Genomic DNA, 16,961 nt, shown 5'->3' on the forward strand with positions numbered 1-16,961 from the left:
CAAGGGGGATGCATGCCGCAGATGGAAAAACCCGGGGAAATTCTGAAGGCGGGGTTGGGTCACGGGCTCGGTCTCCGAACTTCTCCGAACGTAGGGGACCACGGATGCTCACTTTGGTGCTTCGCCTACGACGTCGGCCTGGTGCCGTCTCCTGCGGGAGTTCTTTGCGCCGCGTGGGCGTCGCGACGGTTTGCCTTGGTGCTGACGAAGTGCGAGCAACGGAAACAGGAGCACCGACAGCATTCCTGCTCCTATGAGCGCGGACGACGTTCCGCTTGTGATGAGCCCCTCGTCTCTGCCGATCGCTGCCACGGCCACGATAATCGGCAGTCCCGTTGCACCAAACAGTATGATGGCCCGTTTCTCGGCAGGAGTGGACCCGGGAGGAGCGGCGAGCAGCGACGGCAGACCGCGGATGATGAGCAGGAGGAGCAGGAACAGGGGGACCAACGCGAGGGCGGTCGGACTGGCGGTCAGCGCGCGTAGATCGAAGTCGATGCCGGTGTCGATAAAGAAGATCGGCACCAGGAAACCGAACGCGATGGCGTCGATTTTTGTCTCGATGACCTTCCGGTCTTGTTCAGGAGCCCGCGCGATGGCAACCTTCCAGAGGACGCCGGCGGCGAATGCACCCAGCAGCATGTCCAGTCCCAGCACCATGCTGAGCACCACGAGCACGGTGAGGATGAACATGATGGACCGGACGGCGAACTGGCCGCTGGTGTGCAGGGTCCTGGTGACCTGGGAGTGGAACAGGGAGTGCCGTGCGCGGGAGGCGAAGTAAATCGCCAGGCCCGTCAGGAGAACGAATCCGAGAAGTACTGCTGTTGCCGGTCCCAACTGCCGGCCGCTGAAGAACAGCGAGATGGCCAGCAGGGGTCCGAACTCCCCGGCAGCACCCAGTGCGGTGACCGCGATACCGATCGGCGACTTTGATTCGCCGGCGTCGCGAAGGATTGGCAGCAGCGCGCCCAGAGCCGTGGAGCACAAGGCGACACCGACGATCACAGCAGCTTCGGGTGTGGGAGCGAGGACAAAGCCAGCGCCGATGCCTGCCGCCAATGAGAGGATCCAGCCAGCGGACGCACGGTTGGCGGGCCGGCCGCGGATGAGGGCGAAATCGATCTCGTTGCCGGCAACGAAGAAGAGCATGGCCAGCCCGAAGTCGGCCAGCGTATCCGTGAACTGGGTGGACTGGATCCACCCCAACAGGCTGGGGCCGAGCAGGATTCCGAGGACAATCTCGAACACTACGATGGGCACCTTGACCACCCGATCGAGGAAGCGGGCCGCAAGGGGAGCTGCCACAGCCAGCATGGCGATCAAAAGCAACGACGTGGACAAGCCAAGCATCAGCGGTACCTCCGGTACCTCAGCTTTCCCGACAAAGAGTATGCCAAAGCTACCGCCGCCGTTGGTGACGGCGCCACAACAACCAATTCCCGGGTTCCGCTTGAGCAAATGTTGAGCTTCCGTGTGCGCCGGTCTTGATGCTCGTCCGGAAGACTGGGCCCAAGGCCGTGCAGCAGCGTCGCGGCCTGTAAACCTTCGGCTTTGGGCGGTGCCTTACATGAACTATCCACAGATTCCGGAGCCACTCCCAGCCCGTCCTGTACTTATGCCTGAAGGACTGCGGCTCCTTACCGAGGACGTGGGCTACGAATCTGCCCACGACTTCCTCAACGCTTACCTGCGGCTGCTACCTTCGCGCTCCGACGCAATTGTGGAGATGCTCGCCGGCGGCGATGTCCAGGGCGCCCGCAAGGCCATCTCAAGCCTGCACGTCACGTCCTCGATGGTCGGTGCCGCCAGGCTCGAGGACTACTGCCGCGCCCTGCTTCGGCAGCTCGCCCTCGGCTCCCTCCCGGACGCGAATGCCGTGAGGGCGGTACTCCGCAGGAATGTCTCTTTGCTGAGCCAGGAGATCCAACAACTGCTCGGCGGGCAGGATGGAGCCCGATAAAGTCCTGCGGAACAGCGGTCAGGTTGCCAGACGCCGGGGCTAGGCGGCCGTTATGCCGCCGACTGCTCACTGATCGCGGCTTGGACTTCCGTGAGGTTCACGGTGTTTTTTCCGTCCTTCGCAGCGTGGTCCACCAACCGGGCAACGGCGTCGAGTTTCGCGGCCTGCTCCCTCGCCAGTGCAAGGAGGTAGGCCCGGTCCTGCACGAACTCAGCGGGGATGCCGGTGGCGAAGTCTTGGCGGTCCCCCGCGAGCCGGGCTTCGATCTCGGCGAGCTCCTTGGGCGTCGTGGCCGGTGCTTCAACGATGCCGTCCGCCAAGTCCAGGCGGGAATACTGCGGCCACGGGTCATCGGCGATCAGGTGCCGGCTGACAAACGTTCGCAATTTCGCGATCATCGGTACTCCTCGATGTGAACCGTAGCAACAGCGTACTGCTCGCCGGGGCCGACGAACCGTGTCTAAATCTGCACACCGCCGCCGCCCATCTGCATCCTTGCACGTTGGTGTGCACCAGTGGCATGCGGCGACAAAAAACCCCGCAGTTTCCGTGTGAACGGAAACTGCGGGGTTCTAGCTGGTGGCTCCGACCGGCGTCGATCCGGTGACCTTTCGATTTTCAGTCGAACGCTCTACCAACTGAGCTACAGAGCCTAGGTGACGTGTCACCATGAGAGCCGGAATTTCTTCTGGCAATCAGAGCGACCCTGACGGGACTTGAACCCGCGACCTCCGCCGTGACAGGGCGGCGCGCTAACCAACTGCGCTACAGGGCCTTGCTGTTTCTTGCTTCTCTACAGTATCGCTACTGCAATTTTTCAAGGCCTTTAGCCTACCAGACTTTCACATCCGGTTTGACCAGTTCCTTGCGTACCCCCAACGGGATTCGAACCCGTGCCGCCGCCGTGAAAGGGCGGTGTCCTAGGCCGCTAGACGATGGGGGCCAGGACGCCGTCCGACTGAACACGCTAAAAACAAGGGCAAAAACTAAGGGCCGAAGCCTTCTGTTCTTGTCCTTCCGGGTTCCTCCGAACTGGACTATAAAACTATAAGGGCACACCCCCGGATAATCCAAAATCGGCTGTCCGGCGGGTGCAGCGAGGGGCTAAGGGCGGGCCGACGTGACGCTCAGGCAACCAGGAGGACGGCGAGTGTGATCATGACCAGGGCGATCCCTGCGTCCAGCACCCGCCACGCGTTCCGGCGCTGGAACAGCGGCGCAAGATACCGGGCACCCGCCCCGAGCGCGGCGAACCAGGCGATGCTCCCCAGTCCTGCGCCGGCCGCGAACCACCACCGCCCTTCGGGGCCATGCGTGCCCGCCAAGGAGCCCAGCAGCAAGACCGTGTCCAGATAGACATGCGGGTTGAGCCACGTCAGGGACAGACAGGTGCCCAGCGCCGCGAGCCACGTGCCGCATTGCCGGACGCCGGGCTGGGAAACCGCTCCGCCCCGGACCGCCCGCATGGCCGCGAGGCCTCCATACGCCAGCAGGAAGGCGGCGCCTGCCCACCGCACCACGTCGAGGACGGCGGGCGCCCGCTCGATCAGGACGCCGATACCGGCCACGCCAAGCCCGATCAGCACGAGGTCTGAAACAGCGCACACCACCACAACCAGGAGGATATGCGAGCGCAGGATGCCTTGGCGGAGCACGAAGGCGTTCTGGGCACCGATGGCGACAATGAGGGAAAGGCCGCTGGCGAGGCCCGAAAAGGCGGAGAGGATCACTGTCTCCACGTTAGGTGCCCGCGCATCATGATGCCAGCTAAAGATTCTTAGGCATCGTAAGCTGTGCTAATGATGGACATCCAGTCCGACCATGCCCGGACCCTTGCCGCCATCGTCGCCCACGGAAGCTTCGAAGCAGCAGCCAGCCATTTGTCCGTCACCGCCTCCGCCGTCAGTCAGCGCGTCCGCGCCCTGGAAGTGGCAATTGGCCGCCCGGTACTCCGGCGGACCCGTCCGCTGGAGCTCACGTCCTCGGGACAGGCCGTGGTGCGTTACGCCCGGCAACTGGACATGCTCTCCGCTGATCTGGCCGAGGAACTGGAGCCTGGGGCGGCTGGGTCCCTGCCCCGGCTCACCCTCGTTATCAACAGCGATTCGCTGCACACCTGGGCGCTAGCAGGCCTGGCCGCGGTGGCCGGCACCGTGCAGCTCGAAATCCTGCGTGAGGACCAGGATTACTCGCTCGAGCTGCTGCGCAGCGGGGCCGCGGCGGCGGCGGTCACCACCACCGCCAAGCCCTCCCCCGGCTGCTCCTCCCGCCGCCTCGGAGTCATGCGGTACCTGCCGGTCTGCAGCCCCGGCTTCGCCGGCCGCTGGTTCGGCACCGGCGCCGGCACAGGCGCGGACGCCGCAACGCTCGCCGCAGCACCCGTGATTGTCTTTGACCGCAAGGACGATCTCCAGGACCGCTACCTCCGCAGGATCAGCCGCGGACCACTGGATCCGCCGCGCCACTACGTCCCCGCAGCCCAGGAATTCGGCGAAGCCATCCGCCTCGGGATGGGCTGGGGCCTGATGCCTGAAATCGAAGCAGCAGCGGATGTGCAGCACCGGCGGCTTGTTACCCTGACCCCTTCCAGCCACCTCGACGTGCCGCTGCACTGGCAGCAGTGGCGCCATGGATCAGTGGCGCTGGACAGGGTTGCCTCGGCCATCGAGGAGGCGGCGCGCGTGCTCCGGTGAGGTCGCTGCCCCTTTGGCAGGAACTCGACTAGACGTGGCCGATTTCCGCCAGCCGCGCGGGTGCCGCACGCACTACATTGGCAACATGGCAACAACCGCCCACGCAGGCTCCCCACACCCGGAAAGCAACCACCGCGAAACCCCGCAGCCGGACAGCACCTACGAAGTGCCGCCAGAGGCTGCTGCCGCGGCATCCCCCAAACCGCCGCCCCGCCCCGGCCAGATCAGCAGACTCGGCATCGCCGCCGTCGTGGTCACCGTGGTGCTCTGGGCATCGGCGTTCGTGGGCATCCGGGCCGTCGGTCCCAGCTTCTCCCCCGGGTCCCTAACCCTTGGCCGTCTGGCGATAGCCGCCGTCGTGCTGGGCCTCGTGGTACTCCCGAAACTCGGGAAAACCAGCCCCCTGCCCGCGGGCCGGGAATGGTTGCCCATCCTGGCGTACGGCATCATGTGGTTCGGCGGGTACAACGTCGCCTTGAACGCCGCGGAACACCTGCTTGACGCCGGGACAGCCGCCCTGCTCATCAACGTCAATCCCATCCTCGTCGCGGTCATGGCCGGCATCATCCTGAAGGAAGGGTTCCCCCGCTGGCTGATTATCGGCAGCCTGGTGGCCTTTGCGGGGGTGGCGGTGATTGCGCTCGGTTCCGGGCAGCGGTCGACGGCGGATGTAGGCGGCGTGTTCCTGTGCCTCCTCGCCGCTGCCCTCGCCGCCGTGAGCGTGATCGTCCAGAAGCCCGTGCTGCGGAAATTCCCCGCAGCCCAGGCAACGTGGTTCGGCATTCTGGTGGGTGCCGCCTGCTGCCTGCCCTTCAGCGGGCAGCTGGTGACTGAACTGCAGGCCGCACCGTTGCCGGCCACACTCGGGCTGGTCTACCTCGGCATCTTTCCGACGGCGATCGCCTTCACCACCTGGGCCTACGCCCTCTCCCTGATCGACGCCGGACGGCTTGCCGCCACCACCTATCTGGTGCCCGGCACCACCATCCTGATTTCCTGGCTCGTCCTGGGCGAGATTCCCACCGTCTGGGGCCTGATCGGCGGCTGCATCTGCCTGGTGGGCGTTGCGCTGACCCGCCGGAGGTCCCGCTAGGGTCCACCGGTTCGGCGCTAGAGTTCAACTGTGCCCGCTTCGCTGCCGCCAGGCCTCCCGATCGTTCCTTCCGGTCCCGACGAGGACCCAGAGCCGTTCCCGATGTCGGAATCCGACTTCGAGGCTGCGGTGAGCGATGCGCTCGACCGGATCCCGCCGGAGCTGGCGAAGACCATGAACAATGTGGCGGTTTTCATCGAGGACGACTACACCCCGCAGCCGGGCGAGGACCCCGACACGGTGCTGCTGGGCCTCTACGAGGGCGTGCCCCTGACCGAACGGGACTCCTGGTGGGATGCCGGCTCGCTGCCGGACCGCATCACCATCTACCGCCAGCCGATCCTCGACATCTGCGCCTCCCGGGAGGACGTGATCGAGGAAGTCACGGTCACGGTGGTGCACGAGATTGCGCACCACTTCGGCATCAGCGACGAGCGCCTGCACGAGCTGGGCTGGGGATAGCCTTATATCCATGGGACACGACCACAGCCACTCGCACGGCATCGCGGCCACTGGCACCGGGAAACATCGGAAGCGGTTGGTGGGCGTCCTGTGCATCACCCTTGCGGTGGTCCTGGTCCAGGTCATCGGCGCCGTGCTGTCCGGTTCGCTGGCACTGCTCGCCGACGCCGGGCACATGCTCTCGGACGCCGCCGGGGTCTCCATCGCCCTGTTGGCCGCCTGGATCGCCGCCCGCCCCGCGAGCAATCAGCGCACTTACGGGTACCAGCGCGCCGAAGTCCTGGCGGCGCTGGCCAATGCCCTGGTCCTGATCGTCATCGCGGTGGTCATTGTCACCGAAGCGATCGCCCGGCTCGGCACGACTCCTGCGGTGCGCACCGACGTCATGCTGACCGCCGCCGCCCTCGGCGCCGTCGCTAATCTCGTCTCGCTGCTGATCCTGCGCGGCGCCCAGAAGGAAAGCCTTAACGTCAGGGGCGCCTACCTCGAAGTGCTGGGAGACCTGCTTGGCTCCATCGCCGTCATTGCCGCCGGGATTATCATCCTGGCCACCGGCTACCAGGCGGCGGACACCATTGCGTCCATCCTCATTGCGTTCATGATCGTGCCGCGGGCCTGGCACCTGCTGCGTGACGTCGTGGACGTTCTCCTCGAAGCATCCCCCAAAGGCGTGGATGTAAAGCTGATCCGGGAACACATCCTCGCCGTGGACGGGGTGGTGTCGGTCCACGACATCCACATCTGGACCATCACGTCCGGAGTGCCGGTTTTTTCGGCACATGTTGTGGTGGAAGATGACGCCCTGAGCGCCAGCGGAGCCGACCGGGTGCTGGACAAGCTGGTCACCTGCTTGGGATCCCATTTCGACACCGAGCACTGCACCTTCCAGCTTGAACCGGTGAGCCACGCGGAACATGAGGCCCACCAGCACGCCTGAGGCGCGGCGCGGGCGGCGCCTGAGACCTGCAGCGTGCCTGGGTGTAGCTCGGCAGTACAACTAGGACAGCACGTCCTTGGTAATGAACCTGCTGTAGGCGAGCGCGCCGAAAAGCGCGACGTAACCGCCCTGCAGCAGGACGTTCGTGGCGAAGGAATCCCAGGCCACGGGCTGGCGGAGCAGGTCGCCGAAGTCCAGCCAGTAGTGGCTGAACAGCCAGGGGTGGAGCCATTCCAGCTGCGGCAGGGCGTCGAGCACCTGCGAGACAACCGAGAGCACCACCGTGGCGGCCATCGCTCCTACCGGCACGTCCGTGAGGGTGGACACGAACAGGCCGATCGCGGAAAGCCCCAGCAACGAGACGGCAAGGTACGCGGCAACGAGCAGCAGCCGCACGAAGGCCTCGCCCGCACCGATCGAGTCACCCGAGAGCAGCGGCACCGGCCCGACAGGGAAAAGCAGGGCACCCATCCCTGCCCCCACCAGCGCCACCACCAGCGGGGCCACGACGGAGAACACCACGGCACCGGCATACTTCACCAGCAGCAACCGGACCCGGCCGGCCGGGGCAGCGAGCAGGTAGCGGAGGGTTCCCAGCCCGGCCTCTCCGGCCACGGTGTCTCCCGCAACCACGCCTATGGTCAGCGGGAGGAACAACGGAACCGAGACGAGCATGGCGGTGAGCCCGACGAACAACCCGTTCTGCGAGACCCTGTCGAGAAAGGCCGGTCCGCGGCCCGCCGGAACAGGGGACGAGACCCGCACGGCCACAGCGATCAGGATCGGAATGGCGGCCAGGGCGCAGAGCATTGCCCAGGTCCGGCGGCGCCGGAACATCACGCCGAGCTCGGATCCCAGCAGAGCGCCGGTCCGGGGATGGCGCCGGACCGGAACCTGCGTGGAGGACCCGCCGGCAGGGCCCTCGGCGTCGCGGGATTCACTGGACAACGTCGAAGCCCTCCCCTGTCAAGGCCACAAACCGTTCTTCAAGGCTGGCCTGTTCGGTCGCGAAACCGCGGACCCGGACACCTGCTGCCACCAGCGCGGCCACCACGGCCTCGGGTTGCACGCCGGCGTCGGATCCAGCAGCCGGCAGGGGCGCGAAGAGAACGGCGCCCTCCGGTGTGGAGCCGTTCCCGGTGCTTCCCGGGCCCACGCCGGACACGGATGCCACCCGGGCGTGGCGGCCGCCGTCGCCGTTGACGGTGAAGCCGAGACCCGCCAGGACCTGTACCGCCGTCCCAGCATCGGGGGTCAGCACCCGGATCCGCGCCTGCCCGGCCTGGCGGAGTTCCGGAAGTGTCCCCTGGGCAACCAGCCGGCCAGCACTCATGATGGCCGCGTGCGTGCAGATCTGTTCCACTTCCGCGAGCAGATGACTCGAGACGAACACCGTGGCGCCGTCCGCCGCCAGCGAGCGCACCAGGTTCCGGACCTCCCGGGTACCTTGCGGGTCGAGGCCGTTGGTGGGCTCGTCCAGGACCAGCAGCTCGCGCGGCGCCAGCAGTGCGTTGGCGATGCCGAGCCGCTGCTTCATGCCGAGGGAGTACGCCCGGACCTTCTTGTCCGCCGCATGGCCCAGGCCCACCCGCTCCAGCGCTGACCGCACCCGGGCGTTCCGTGTGGCTGCGGCCCCGTACGGGTCCGCGGCGTCGAAGCGTTGCAGATTGGCCGTGCCGGACAGGAACGGATAGAACGCCGGCCCTTCAACGAGGGCACCCACGCGCGGCAGCACCTCGTGCAGGTGTTGGGGCATCTCCTCTCCCAGCAGGCGCACAGAGCCGCCGGTGGCTGCGGCGAGGCCCAGCATCATCCGGATTGTGGTGGTTTTGCCCGAACCGTTGGGTCCCAGGAAACCAAAGACCGAGCCTTTCGGGACGGAAAGGTCGACGCCGTCCACGGCCAACTGGTGACCGAAGCGCTTGCTCAGACCGCGGGTCTCGATACTCAGTTCAGCATCAGGCGCGACGGCAGTCACAGGGAACCCACTCTGCTGTCACCGCTCGCCCCCACCGAGCGGTCAGCCCTTTGCGGCGGCGGACTGAAGCCGTTCCAGAGGCACGGAACCGGCGAAAATGCGTCCGTCGTCGAGAATCAGGACGTTCACGAGCGCAGTGGACAGGAGCTTGCCGCCCGGAACGGCGACGGCCGCCTGCTCAAGCAGGGCACCCGCACCAGATCCTGATTCGAGTCCGTTGTCCTCCGACGGCGGGCCGGCCGACGTCGAGCCCGGCTGCCAGGCACTGGCGGGTAGCTCGACCACGGACTCCCAGCCCGTGCCGGTAACGGAGTGGCGCTCGCTCTTCGGCCCAAGGTCTTTCGACGGGTCTTCCGACGCCGGCGGCAGGGAGCCTTCGGCGCGGTGCTCCGGAAGGGGGATCTCCCTGACCGTAGCGCCGGGCGGCGGGCTGAACTCGAAGACGGAGGGGTCCGGGGCATCAAGCGAAAGGCTAGTGAACGCAACGCGGAAGGCGGGTTCGGCGTGACCCCGCGCCTTCAGCTCGACGCCGAGCGGCAGCCCGCTTTCGCCGTCAACCGAGATCGCCAAAGACCCCATCAGCGTCACCGCGGACTTGGGCGCGAGCACGAGGTTGTACGCTGCCCGCCCCGCGACCTTAACATCGGCACCCACCGACACGTCCGACGTTTCACCGACTTTCGCCAGCAGGGTGTCGGCCAGTTCCTCCGGGGTCCGCATCATGCCGGGCCTGTTATGCTGGTGCTCGGCGGCACGGGCAGGCAGCTGGGCATGGGCGGCCGAGTTGTCCTTGGAGTTGTAGAACCAGAGGTCACTTCCGCGCTTGATGGCATTGCGCTCAGCCAGCCGGTCCATCACTTGGATGCGGGCCTTCTCCGGCCCGTCGAGGTACACCCGCGCCGTGTGGGGTCCGGACAGCAGCTCCAAGAACGCGGTGTCCGGGGAACCAGCCTCCGGGCCGGCCTTCGGCGGCTGCGGCAAACCGAGCTCCGACGTCTGCTCCAGCGTCCCGGAGAGGGACTTCTCCTGGTGCTGGGCGATCATCGCCAGCACCTGCTGCGGCGTCTTGGCCGGCAAAGGATCACCGGCGCTCGCGGGCAGCGAGCCCACCAGGACACCGCCCGCTACTACGGCGGGGACAGCCACGGCGGGAATCCAGCGTAGCCAGTTGCGCGTCACAGGGACCGCGCTCCAACGTTGCAGCTCATAGTCCAACAGTACGCCCGGATATGCCGGGCATCACCCCCGGAGCGGGACACTGCCGTAGCGGCCCGCGAGCTGCCGCACGGAGATAATGCAGTACTGAGTGCAGCCGGCGTTAGTGCAGCCCGCGGTTACTACTCCAACACGGAGAGCGTCAGCTCGACCGCGCCCAACAGGAGCGCCAGGACCGAAGTTCCGAGCCCGGCGACGAGCAACAGTCCGGGGTGGGCGAGCCCGAGCACCACCCGCCGCAGCCGCGGCCGCGTGCGCAGGAACTTTTTCGGCACGCGGGCCCCGGCCGGATCCTGCGCCCAGCCACGCAGCCGGCGGAGGAACCACGCACACCGGATGATGAAAGCCAGCCACAGCACGGACACCACGAGGGGGGTGGAGGCCAGGAGCAGATTGAAGCCCAACGAGGTGACCTCCCGCTCCGAGGCGCCGACGAGCGACTGGATGGTTGTGGAGATCGAGGCACTCATTACCACCGAGAGGCCCCAGACGAGGAACGCCGCCGTCAGGGCCAGGAAGCGGACAAAGAAGTGCGCCAGCACAGATTCCCTGCGGGACTTCAGGAAGCGCCTTGGCGTGGCATGCAGCAGGGCCAGGCTTGCCAGCAGGGTGGGAAGCGCGGCCATTCCCACCAGGACATACCAGGACCAGCCGGCAAGGTCGAGGAATTCGTCGGCGATGATCAGCGCACTCCAGAATGCGGTCCAGATCCAGCCTGCCGTCAGCGGACGCCGCACAAGCCAGCCCGGGAGCCAGGGGTCGTCGACCACCGGCGGAGCGTGCGGAGCGGGCGCGGGCGGAACCTGCCATGCGTCGGCCGGCGCGGGCGGAACCTGCCGGGCGCCGGCCGGGTTCCCGGCGCCCGGGTCCTGCTCTTCACTCATGGCCCAACTGTAGCGACCAGGACGCCTGGGGAGCCGCCCGGGTGCCCTGTAACCACGAACGCTGCCTGGGTGCACGGATGAGCAATGGCCATCGGCATGGGGGCGGTCGCAATGACGTAGCACATTGCTGTTCTATTGACACTCCTCGACAGCGCCCGACATATTTCGAGTACGCGCTATGTGCACCATGTTGTGTAATACGCAATAAACGCGGCATTACTATCGGCCGGCTCAGGGCATCGATCGACGCATGAGAACTAGACGCATGAAAACTAGGGACTCTGGCCGTTGTCGGCCCATGCCCCGACCCACATTCCCGTACTTAGGAAGGAACACCAGCTGATGGTTCACAAGGTCAAGGCAGTGATTGCCAAGGAAAAGAACGCCCCGGTGTCAGTGGAGACCATTCTGGTCCCGGACCCCGGTCCAGGCGAGGCCCTGGTGGACATCCTTACTTGCGGGGTCTGCCACACGGACCTGCATTACAAGCAGGGCGGCATCACCGACGAATTCCCCATCCTTCTGGGCCACGAGGCCACCGGTGTTGTCAGCGCCGTCGGCCCCGGCGTCACGGAAGTCGCCCCAGGCGACCGGGTCATCCTCAACTGGCGGGCCGTCTGTGGCCAGTGCCGTGCCTGCGCCAAGGGCCAGCCGCAGTACTGCTTCAACACTGCCAACGCTACCCAGAAGATGACCCTCGAGGACGGCACCGAACTCTCGCCTGCCCTGGGCATCGGCGCCTTCGCGGAGAAGACGCTGGTGGCGGCCGGCCAGTGCACCAAGGTGGACCCCGAGGCTGACGCTGCCGCGGTCGGCCTGCTCGGTTGCGGTGTGATGGCCGGCATCGGCGCCGCCATCAACACCGGCGGGATCCAGCGCGGCGAGTCCGTGGCGGTCATCGGCTGCGGCGGCGTTGGCATCGCAGCCGTCACGGGCGCGAAGCTGGCCGGCGCAACCACCATCATCGCCGTCGACATCGACGCCAACAAGGTGGAGATGGCCAAGTCCCTCGGCGCCACCCACGGCGTGGACTCCAGCAAGGAAGACCCCATCGAGGCCATCCGCGCCCTCACCAACGGCAACGGCGCTGACGTGGTGATCGACGCCGTCGGCCGTCCCGAAACGTACAAGCAGGCCTTCTATGCCCGCGACCTGGCCGGCCGCGTGGTCCTGGTGGGCGTCCCGGCACCGGACATGAAGCTTGAGCTTCCCCTGCTGGACGTCTTCGGCCGGGGCGGTTCCCTGAAGTCCTCCTGGTACGGCGACTGCCTGCCCTCCCGCGATTTCCCCATGCTCGTGGAGCACTACAAACAGGGCAACCTGGACCTGGACGCCTTCGTGACCGAACGCATCACCATCGACCAGGTGGAGGAAGCCTTCGCCAAGATGCACGAGGGCAAGGTCCTCCGTTCGGTGGTGGAGCTCTGATGGCGGTACGGATCGAGAACCTGGTCACCTCGGGCACGTTTTCGCTCGACGGCGGCACCTGGGCCGTGGACAACAACGTCTGGATCGTGGGCGATGACGATGAGTGCGTCATCATCGATTCCCCGCATGACGCCGACGCCATCATCGCCCAGGTGCAGGGCCGCAAGGTCCTGGCCATCCTGCTCACGCACGCGCACAACGACCACATCGGCGCAGCACGTGAAGTCGCTGCCGCGGTGGGTGCCCCGATCTTCCTGAACCCCGAGGACCTGGTTCTCTGGAAGCAGGTGTACCCGGATACGGAACCGGACCGGCAGCACGCCGACGGCGACGTTTTCCAGGTGGGCGGAGCAACCCTCCGTGCCATCCACACGCCCGGCCACTCCCCCGGCTCGACGTGCTTTTACCTGGAAGGCGAAGGAACGGTCTTCACCGGGGACACCCTGTTTAACGGCGGTCCGGGTGCCACCGGGCGCTCTTACAGCGACTACCCCACCATCCTGGCCTCCATCCGGGAACGGCTGCTCACGCTGCCACCGGAAACCGTGGTCCGCACCGGCCACGGCGACAACACCACCATTGCCGCGGAGCGGGAAACGCTGGCGCAGGTTCCGCAGTAGCCACGCCAGTAACAGAAGCGTCCAGCAAGGGCGCACCAGGATCCCTGGTGCGCCTTTTCTCGCGTCAGGACGGTCGCGGTGAGCTGGTTTCCGCGCGAGTTGGCACTTAACGGCAATCCCCGACGCCGGGACTGCCGGTAAGTGCCATCTCGGTGAAGAAGGTCAGCCCCGGAGGCGCTCCATGCCCGGGTCGAAGAGCGGTTCGGCCGTGACGGTCGCGGCGATGCGCTTGCCGAAGTACTCCACCTCCACGGAGTCCCCCTCGGAAACCGAAGCCGGCAGCCAGGCATACGCGATCGGTTTGCGGACCGAGTAGCCGTAGGCGGCGCTCGTAACGTACCCGGCAGCCGAGCCGTTCACGTAGACAGGTTCCTTGCCCAGCACCAGGGACGTGCCGTCGTCGACTGTCAGGCACCGCAGAGCCCGCGTGGCCGGCTGCTCCTTGCGCGCCGCAAGGGCTTCGGCCCCCACAAACCCCGTCTTGTCCTTGGCCACGGAGAAGCCCAGGCCGGACTCGTAGGGGTGGTGCTCCGACGTCATGTCCGTGCCCCACAGCCGGTACCCCTTTTCCAGCCGCATGCTGTTGAACGCGCCGCGGCCGGCGGCGATGATGCCGTGTTCCTGGCCCGCCTCAAACAGCAGATCCCACAGCTTCAGCCCGTACTCGGCGGTGGTGTAGAGCTCCCAACCGAGTTCGCCCACGTAGGAGAGCCGCATGGCGGTGACCGGGATGCCGCCCACCGAGATTTCCTTGGTCCGGAAGTACTTCAGGCCGTCGTTGGTCAGATCATCAGAACTGACCTTGCCGATCACTTCTCGGGCCAGCGGCCCCCAGAGCCCGATGCAGCAGGTGCTGCCGGTGATATCGGAAACGTGCACCCACTGGGCCGGATCGGCCGCGGACTGCTTCCGGGCCTCCACCCGGAGGTAGTCGAAGTCCACGTTGCTGTTCACGCCGAGCTGGAACTCTTCCTCGGCCAGCCGTGCGACGGTCACGTCACTGCGGATGCCGCCGTCGTGCTCCAGCAGCAGGCAGTACGTCACGGCACCCGGCTTCTTGGCGATGTTGCCCGTGCTGAGCCGGTGCAGCAACGCCTGCGCACCGGGGCCGACCACCGACAGCCGCTTCAGCGGCGTCATGTCGAAAAGCGCGACGGCGGTACGCGTCTTCCACGCTTCGGCGGCGGAGATGGGGGAAGAGAACATGGCGGACCACTCATCCCGCTCGGGCGCCTGCCACTCTGCCGGAAGCTCCTCCAGCAGGCCGCGGTTGGCCTCAAACCAGTGCGGGCGCTCCCAGGCAGCGGACTCCAGGAAGAACGCCCCCAGTTCCTTCTGCCGGACGTTGAACGGGCTGACGCGCAGGTCCCGCGGGGACTCCTTGGGCTGCAGCGGGTGCAGGACGTCGTAGATTTCCACGAAGTTCTGCTGGGATGTCTCGCTGACGTACGCGTCGGATGTCTGCACCTTTTCGAAGCGGGTGAGCTCGCAGCCGTGCAGGTCGGTGCGGGACTGGCCCTCGATCAGGAGCTCGGCCATTGCCTTGGCGACGCCTGCCGAGTGCGTAACCCACACTGCCTCGGCCACGAACAGGCCTTCCACGTCGGGCGCCTCGCCCATCAGCGGGCCGCCGTCCGGAGTGAAGGAGAAGATGCCGTTGAAGCCGTCATCGATCCGGGCCGAGTGCAGGGCCGGGAGCAGGTCCTGGCAGTCCTCCCACACCGGGGCAAAATCCTCCAGCGTGAAGTCCAGGCGGGACGGCATGTGGTGGTCGGACATCTCATCGGCCGCGACGCGCGGCAGGTTGCCCATGTCGGCGGGCATGGGCTTGTGTGCGTAGCTGCCGATGCCGATCCGGTCGCCGTGCTCGCGGAAGTACAGGTCCCGGTCCTGGTAGCGCAGAATGGGCTTGCTGGCCCCGTTGGGCAGCTCGTTGACGCCGCGGAGCACATCCAGCGGGGTGGTCTTTGCGTACTGGTGTGCCAGCGGCAGCAGAGGCACGCTCAGGCCTGCCAGCCGTCCCAGTTCACGGCCCCAGAACCCGGCGCAGGACACGACGATGTCTGCCGGGACCACCCCGTCAGCCGTTTCCACGCCCGTGACCTTGCCGCCCGAGTGCTCGATGCCGGTGACGGCGGTGGAGCCCAGGTACGTCACCCCTGCCGCGCGGGTCTTGCTGATGAGGAGCTGAACGGCACGCGCCGCGGCGGCCAGGCCGTCGGAGGGGACGTACAGGCCGCCCAAGATGCGGCGTCCGTCGGCCAAGGCGCCCTTGTTCAGCAGCGGGTAGTGCTTCTCGCACTCGTCGGCGTCGATGATCCGGCCTTCGACGCCCCAGGAGGTGGCGTAGCCGAGCTTGCGCTTGAGGTCCTCAAGACGCGCCTCGGTGGTGGCCAGCTCGAGCCCGCCCACCTGGTTGAAGCAGGAGATGCCGTCGGCGCTGAGTGAGAGCAGCTTGTCCACGGTGTAGCTGGCAAACTCGGTCATGGTCTTGGACGGGTTGGTCTGGAAGACCAGGCCGGGGGCGTGCGAGGTGGAGCCGCCTGCCAGTTCCAGGGGCCCCTGTTCCACCACCGTGATGTTGGTCCAGCCGCGGCTGGCGAGTTCATCGGCAAGGTTGGTGCCGACGATGCCGGCACCGATGATGACAACGCGTGGTGATGCGCTCATAAGTGTTTCTCCTGTTGTGCTTGGCGGGCGTTCGCGTTAGCGGAATACGACAGTGCGGGTGTTGTTGAGCAGGACTCGGTGCTGGCAGTGCCATCTCACGGCCCGGGCAAGTGCCTGGGTTTCGGCGTCCCGGCCCACGGTCACCAGGGCCTCCGGGTCCAGGCTGTGGTCCACACGGAACACCTCCTGCTCGATGATGGGCCCCTCGTCGAGGTCCGGCGTCACGTAGTGCGCGGTGGCCCCGACGAGCTTCACGCCGCGGTCGTAGGCCTGGTGGTACGGCTTGGCGCCCTTGAAGCCGGGCAGGAAGGAGTGGTGGATGTTGATGGCCCGCCCGCGGAGGCTGGTGCAGAGGTCGTTGGACAGCACCTGCATGTAGCGGGCCAGGACCACCAGGTCCGCGTTGTACTCGGCCACCAGTTCCAGCAGGCGGGCCTCGGCCTCGGGCTTGGTGGCGGCCGTCACGGGAACATGGATGAAGGGCAGTCCGGCGGCCTCGGCCATAGGCCGCAGGTCCTGATGGTTGGAAACCACGACGGCGATCTCCGCACCGAGGCTTCCTGCCTGCGACCGGAATATGAGGTCGTTGAGGCAGTGCCCGAACTTCGAGACCATCACCAGCAGCCGTTGCGGCCTGCCGTCGTTGATGGTGAAGTCCATGCCGAACTCGCCGGCGACGGGGGCAAAGGCTGCCGTAAGACTTTCCGCGTCCTGCTGGTCGAGTTCGCCCTCCCGGGGGTTGAGCCCCTCGGAGCCGCCTCCGGTGAAGGCGGTGCGCAGGAAGAGCTTCCCGCTGACGTGGTCGTCGAACTGCTGGTGCTCCACGATGTCGAAGCCGCGGTCTGCGAGGAAAGCCGTCACCGCACGGACGATGCCGGGTTGCTCGGGGCAGGACAGGGTGAGGACGAATCCGGCCCGGCGGGTGGTGGATTCTGCCGACGCGGCACCGGTTGCTGCGGTGGCACTGGCCTCGGTGCTCCCGGGGGGGAGGCTGTCAATAAGGATGGTCAAGGGTTGC

The 16,961-nt window shown here is 66.7% G+C and carries 16 protein-coding genes and 3 tRNA genes; 7 read left to right on the plus strand and 12 right to left on the minus strand.

The window, feature by feature from the left end:
* Positions 1-108 precede the first annotated feature (108 nt).
* Positions 109-1,353 (minus strand): cation:proton antiporter, encoded by a 1,245-nt coding sequence (locus QFZ65_RS18670; RefSeq protein ID WP_306912314.1) that lies wholly within the window; start codon positions 1,351-1,353, stop codon positions 109-111.
* Positions 1,354-1,618: 265 nt separating this feature from the next.
* Here QFZ65_RS18670 and QFZ65_RS18675 point away from each other — a divergent pair, with 265 nt between their 5' ends.
* The gene (locus tag QFZ65_RS18675; RefSeq protein WP_306912316.1) at positions 1,619-1,963 is read left to right on the plus strand and encodes a hypothetical protein; all 345 of its coding nucleotides are present in this window, start codon (positions 1,619-1,621) and stop codon (positions 1,961-1,963) included.
* Between the two features lie 50 nt (positions 1,964-2,013).
* On the opposite strand, the gene QFZ65_RS18680 is transcribed toward QFZ65_RS18675, so the two are convergent.
* The 5 genes from QFZ65_RS18680 to QFZ65_RS18700 form a co-directional block, all read right to left on the minus strand.
* Positions 2,014-2,361: a hypothetical protein gene (locus QFZ65_RS18680; protein ID WP_306912318.1), complete on the minus strand. Its 348-nt coding sequence runs from the start codon at positions 2,359-2,361 to the stop codon at positions 2,014-2,016.
* Between the two features lie 179 nt (positions 2,362-2,540).
* Positions 2,541-2,616: transfer RNA gene (locus QFZ65_RS18685), tRNA-Phe, on the minus strand.
* A gap of 48 nt (positions 2,617-2,664) precedes the next feature.
* Positions 2,665-2,738: transfer RNA gene (locus QFZ65_RS18690), tRNA-Asp, on the minus strand.
* A 95-nt stretch (positions 2,739-2,833) separates the two neighbouring features.
* Positions 2,834-2,906: transfer RNA gene (locus QFZ65_RS18695), tRNA-Glu, on the minus strand.
* 184 nt (positions 2,907-3,090) lie between these two features.
* A complete protein-coding gene (locus QFZ65_RS18700) occupies positions 3,091-3,693 on the minus strand; it encodes a LysE/ArgO family amino acid transporter (RefSeq protein ID WP_306912638.1) in 603 nt (200 codons plus the stop codon).
* 69 nt (positions 3,694-3,762) lie between these two features.
* On the opposite strand from QFZ65_RS18700, the gene QFZ65_RS18705 reads away from it, so the two are divergent.
* From QFZ65_RS18705 to QFZ65_RS18720, 4 genes are all read left to right on the plus strand, one after another.
* On the plus strand, positions 3,763-4,656 hold the full coding sequence (locus tag QFZ65_RS18705; protein WP_306912320.1) for an ArgP/LysG family DNA-binding transcriptional regulator: 894 nt from the start codon (positions 3,763-3,765) through the stop codon (positions 4,654-4,656).
* Positions 4,657-4,741: 85 nt separating this feature from the next.
* Positions 4,742-5,749: a DMT family transporter gene (locus tag QFZ65_RS18710; RefSeq protein ID WP_306912322.1), complete on the plus strand. Its 1,008-nt coding sequence runs from the start codon at positions 4,742-4,744 to the stop codon at positions 5,747-5,749.
* Between the two features lie 30 nt (positions 5,750-5,779).
* A complete protein-coding gene (locus QFZ65_RS18715; protein WP_306912324.1) occupies positions 5,780-6,211 on the plus strand; it encodes a metallopeptidase family protein in 432 nt (143 codons plus the stop codon).
* Between the two features lie 10 nt (positions 6,212-6,221).
* Positions 6,222-7,148, plus strand: coding sequence for a cation diffusion facilitator family transporter (locus QFZ65_RS18720; protein ID WP_306912326.1), 927 nt, complete (start codon positions 6,222-6,224; stop codon positions 7,146-7,148).
* A 60-nt stretch (positions 7,149-7,208) separates the two neighbouring features.
* Here QFZ65_RS18720 and QFZ65_RS18725 read toward each other — a convergent pair whose 3' ends face one another.
* The 4 genes from QFZ65_RS18725 to QFZ65_RS18740 form a co-directional block, all read right to left on the minus strand.
* Complete coding sequence (locus QFZ65_RS18725; protein WP_373427647.1) at positions 7,209-8,009, minus strand: ABC transporter permease; 801 nt, start codon at positions 8,007-8,009, stop codon at positions 7,209-7,211.
* Positions 8,010-8,085: 76 nt separating this feature from the next.
* Positions 8,086-9,126 (minus strand): ABC transporter ATP-binding protein, encoded by a 1,041-nt coding sequence (locus QFZ65_RS18730; RefSeq protein ID WP_306912328.1) that lies wholly within the window; start codon positions 9,124-9,126, stop codon positions 8,086-8,088.
* A gap of 42 nt (positions 9,127-9,168) precedes the next feature.
* Entirely contained in the window at positions 9,169-10,272 is a 1,104-nt protein-coding gene (locus QFZ65_RS18735) for a hypothetical protein (RefSeq protein ID WP_306912329.1), read from the minus strand.
* 191 nt (positions 10,273-10,463) lie between these two features.
* The gene (locus QFZ65_RS18740) at positions 10,464-11,225 is read right to left on the minus strand and encodes a hypothetical protein (protein ID WP_306912331.1); all 762 of its coding nucleotides are present in this window, start codon (positions 11,223-11,225) and stop codon (positions 10,464-10,466) included.
* 342 nt (positions 11,226-11,567) lie between these two features.
* On the opposite strand from QFZ65_RS18740, the gene QFZ65_RS18745 reads away from it, so the two are divergent.
* Both QFZ65_RS18745 and QFZ65_RS18750 read left to right on the plus strand, forming a co-directional pair.
* Positions 11,568-12,653: an S-(hydroxymethyl)mycothiol dehydrogenase gene (locus QFZ65_RS18745; RefSeq protein ID WP_306912333.1), complete on the plus strand. Its 1,086-nt coding sequence runs from the start codon at positions 11,568-11,570 to the stop codon at positions 12,651-12,653.
* The gene (locus QFZ65_RS18750) at positions 12,653-13,273 is read left to right on the plus strand and encodes an MBL fold metallo-hydrolase (RefSeq protein WP_306912335.1); all 621 of its coding nucleotides are present in this window, start codon (positions 12,653-12,655) and stop codon (positions 13,271-13,273) included. Before QFZ65_RS18745 ends, QFZ65_RS18750 begins: the two co-directional genes overlap by 1 nt.
* A gap of 162 nt (positions 13,274-13,435) precedes the next feature.
* Here QFZ65_RS18750 and QFZ65_RS18755 read toward each other — a convergent pair whose 3' ends face one another.
* Positions 13,436-15,943, minus strand: a complete 2,508-nt coding sequence (locus QFZ65_RS18755) for an FAD-dependent oxidoreductase (protein ID WP_306912338.1) — start codon at positions 15,941-15,943, stop codon at positions 13,436-13,438.
* A gap of 36 nt (positions 15,944-15,979) precedes the next feature.
* Positions 15,980-16,954, minus strand: coding sequence for a formyltetrahydrofolate deformylase (gene purU / locus QFZ65_RS18760; RefSeq protein ID WP_306912340.1), 975 nt, complete (start codon positions 16,952-16,954; stop codon positions 15,980-15,982).
* Between the last annotated feature and the right edge of the window lie 7 nt (positions 16,955-16,961).

The sequence above is a fragment of the Arthrobacter sp. B3I9 genome, from assembly GCF_030816935.1.
GTDB lineage: Bacteria > Actinomycetota > Actinomycetes > Actinomycetales > Micrococcaceae > Arthrobacter.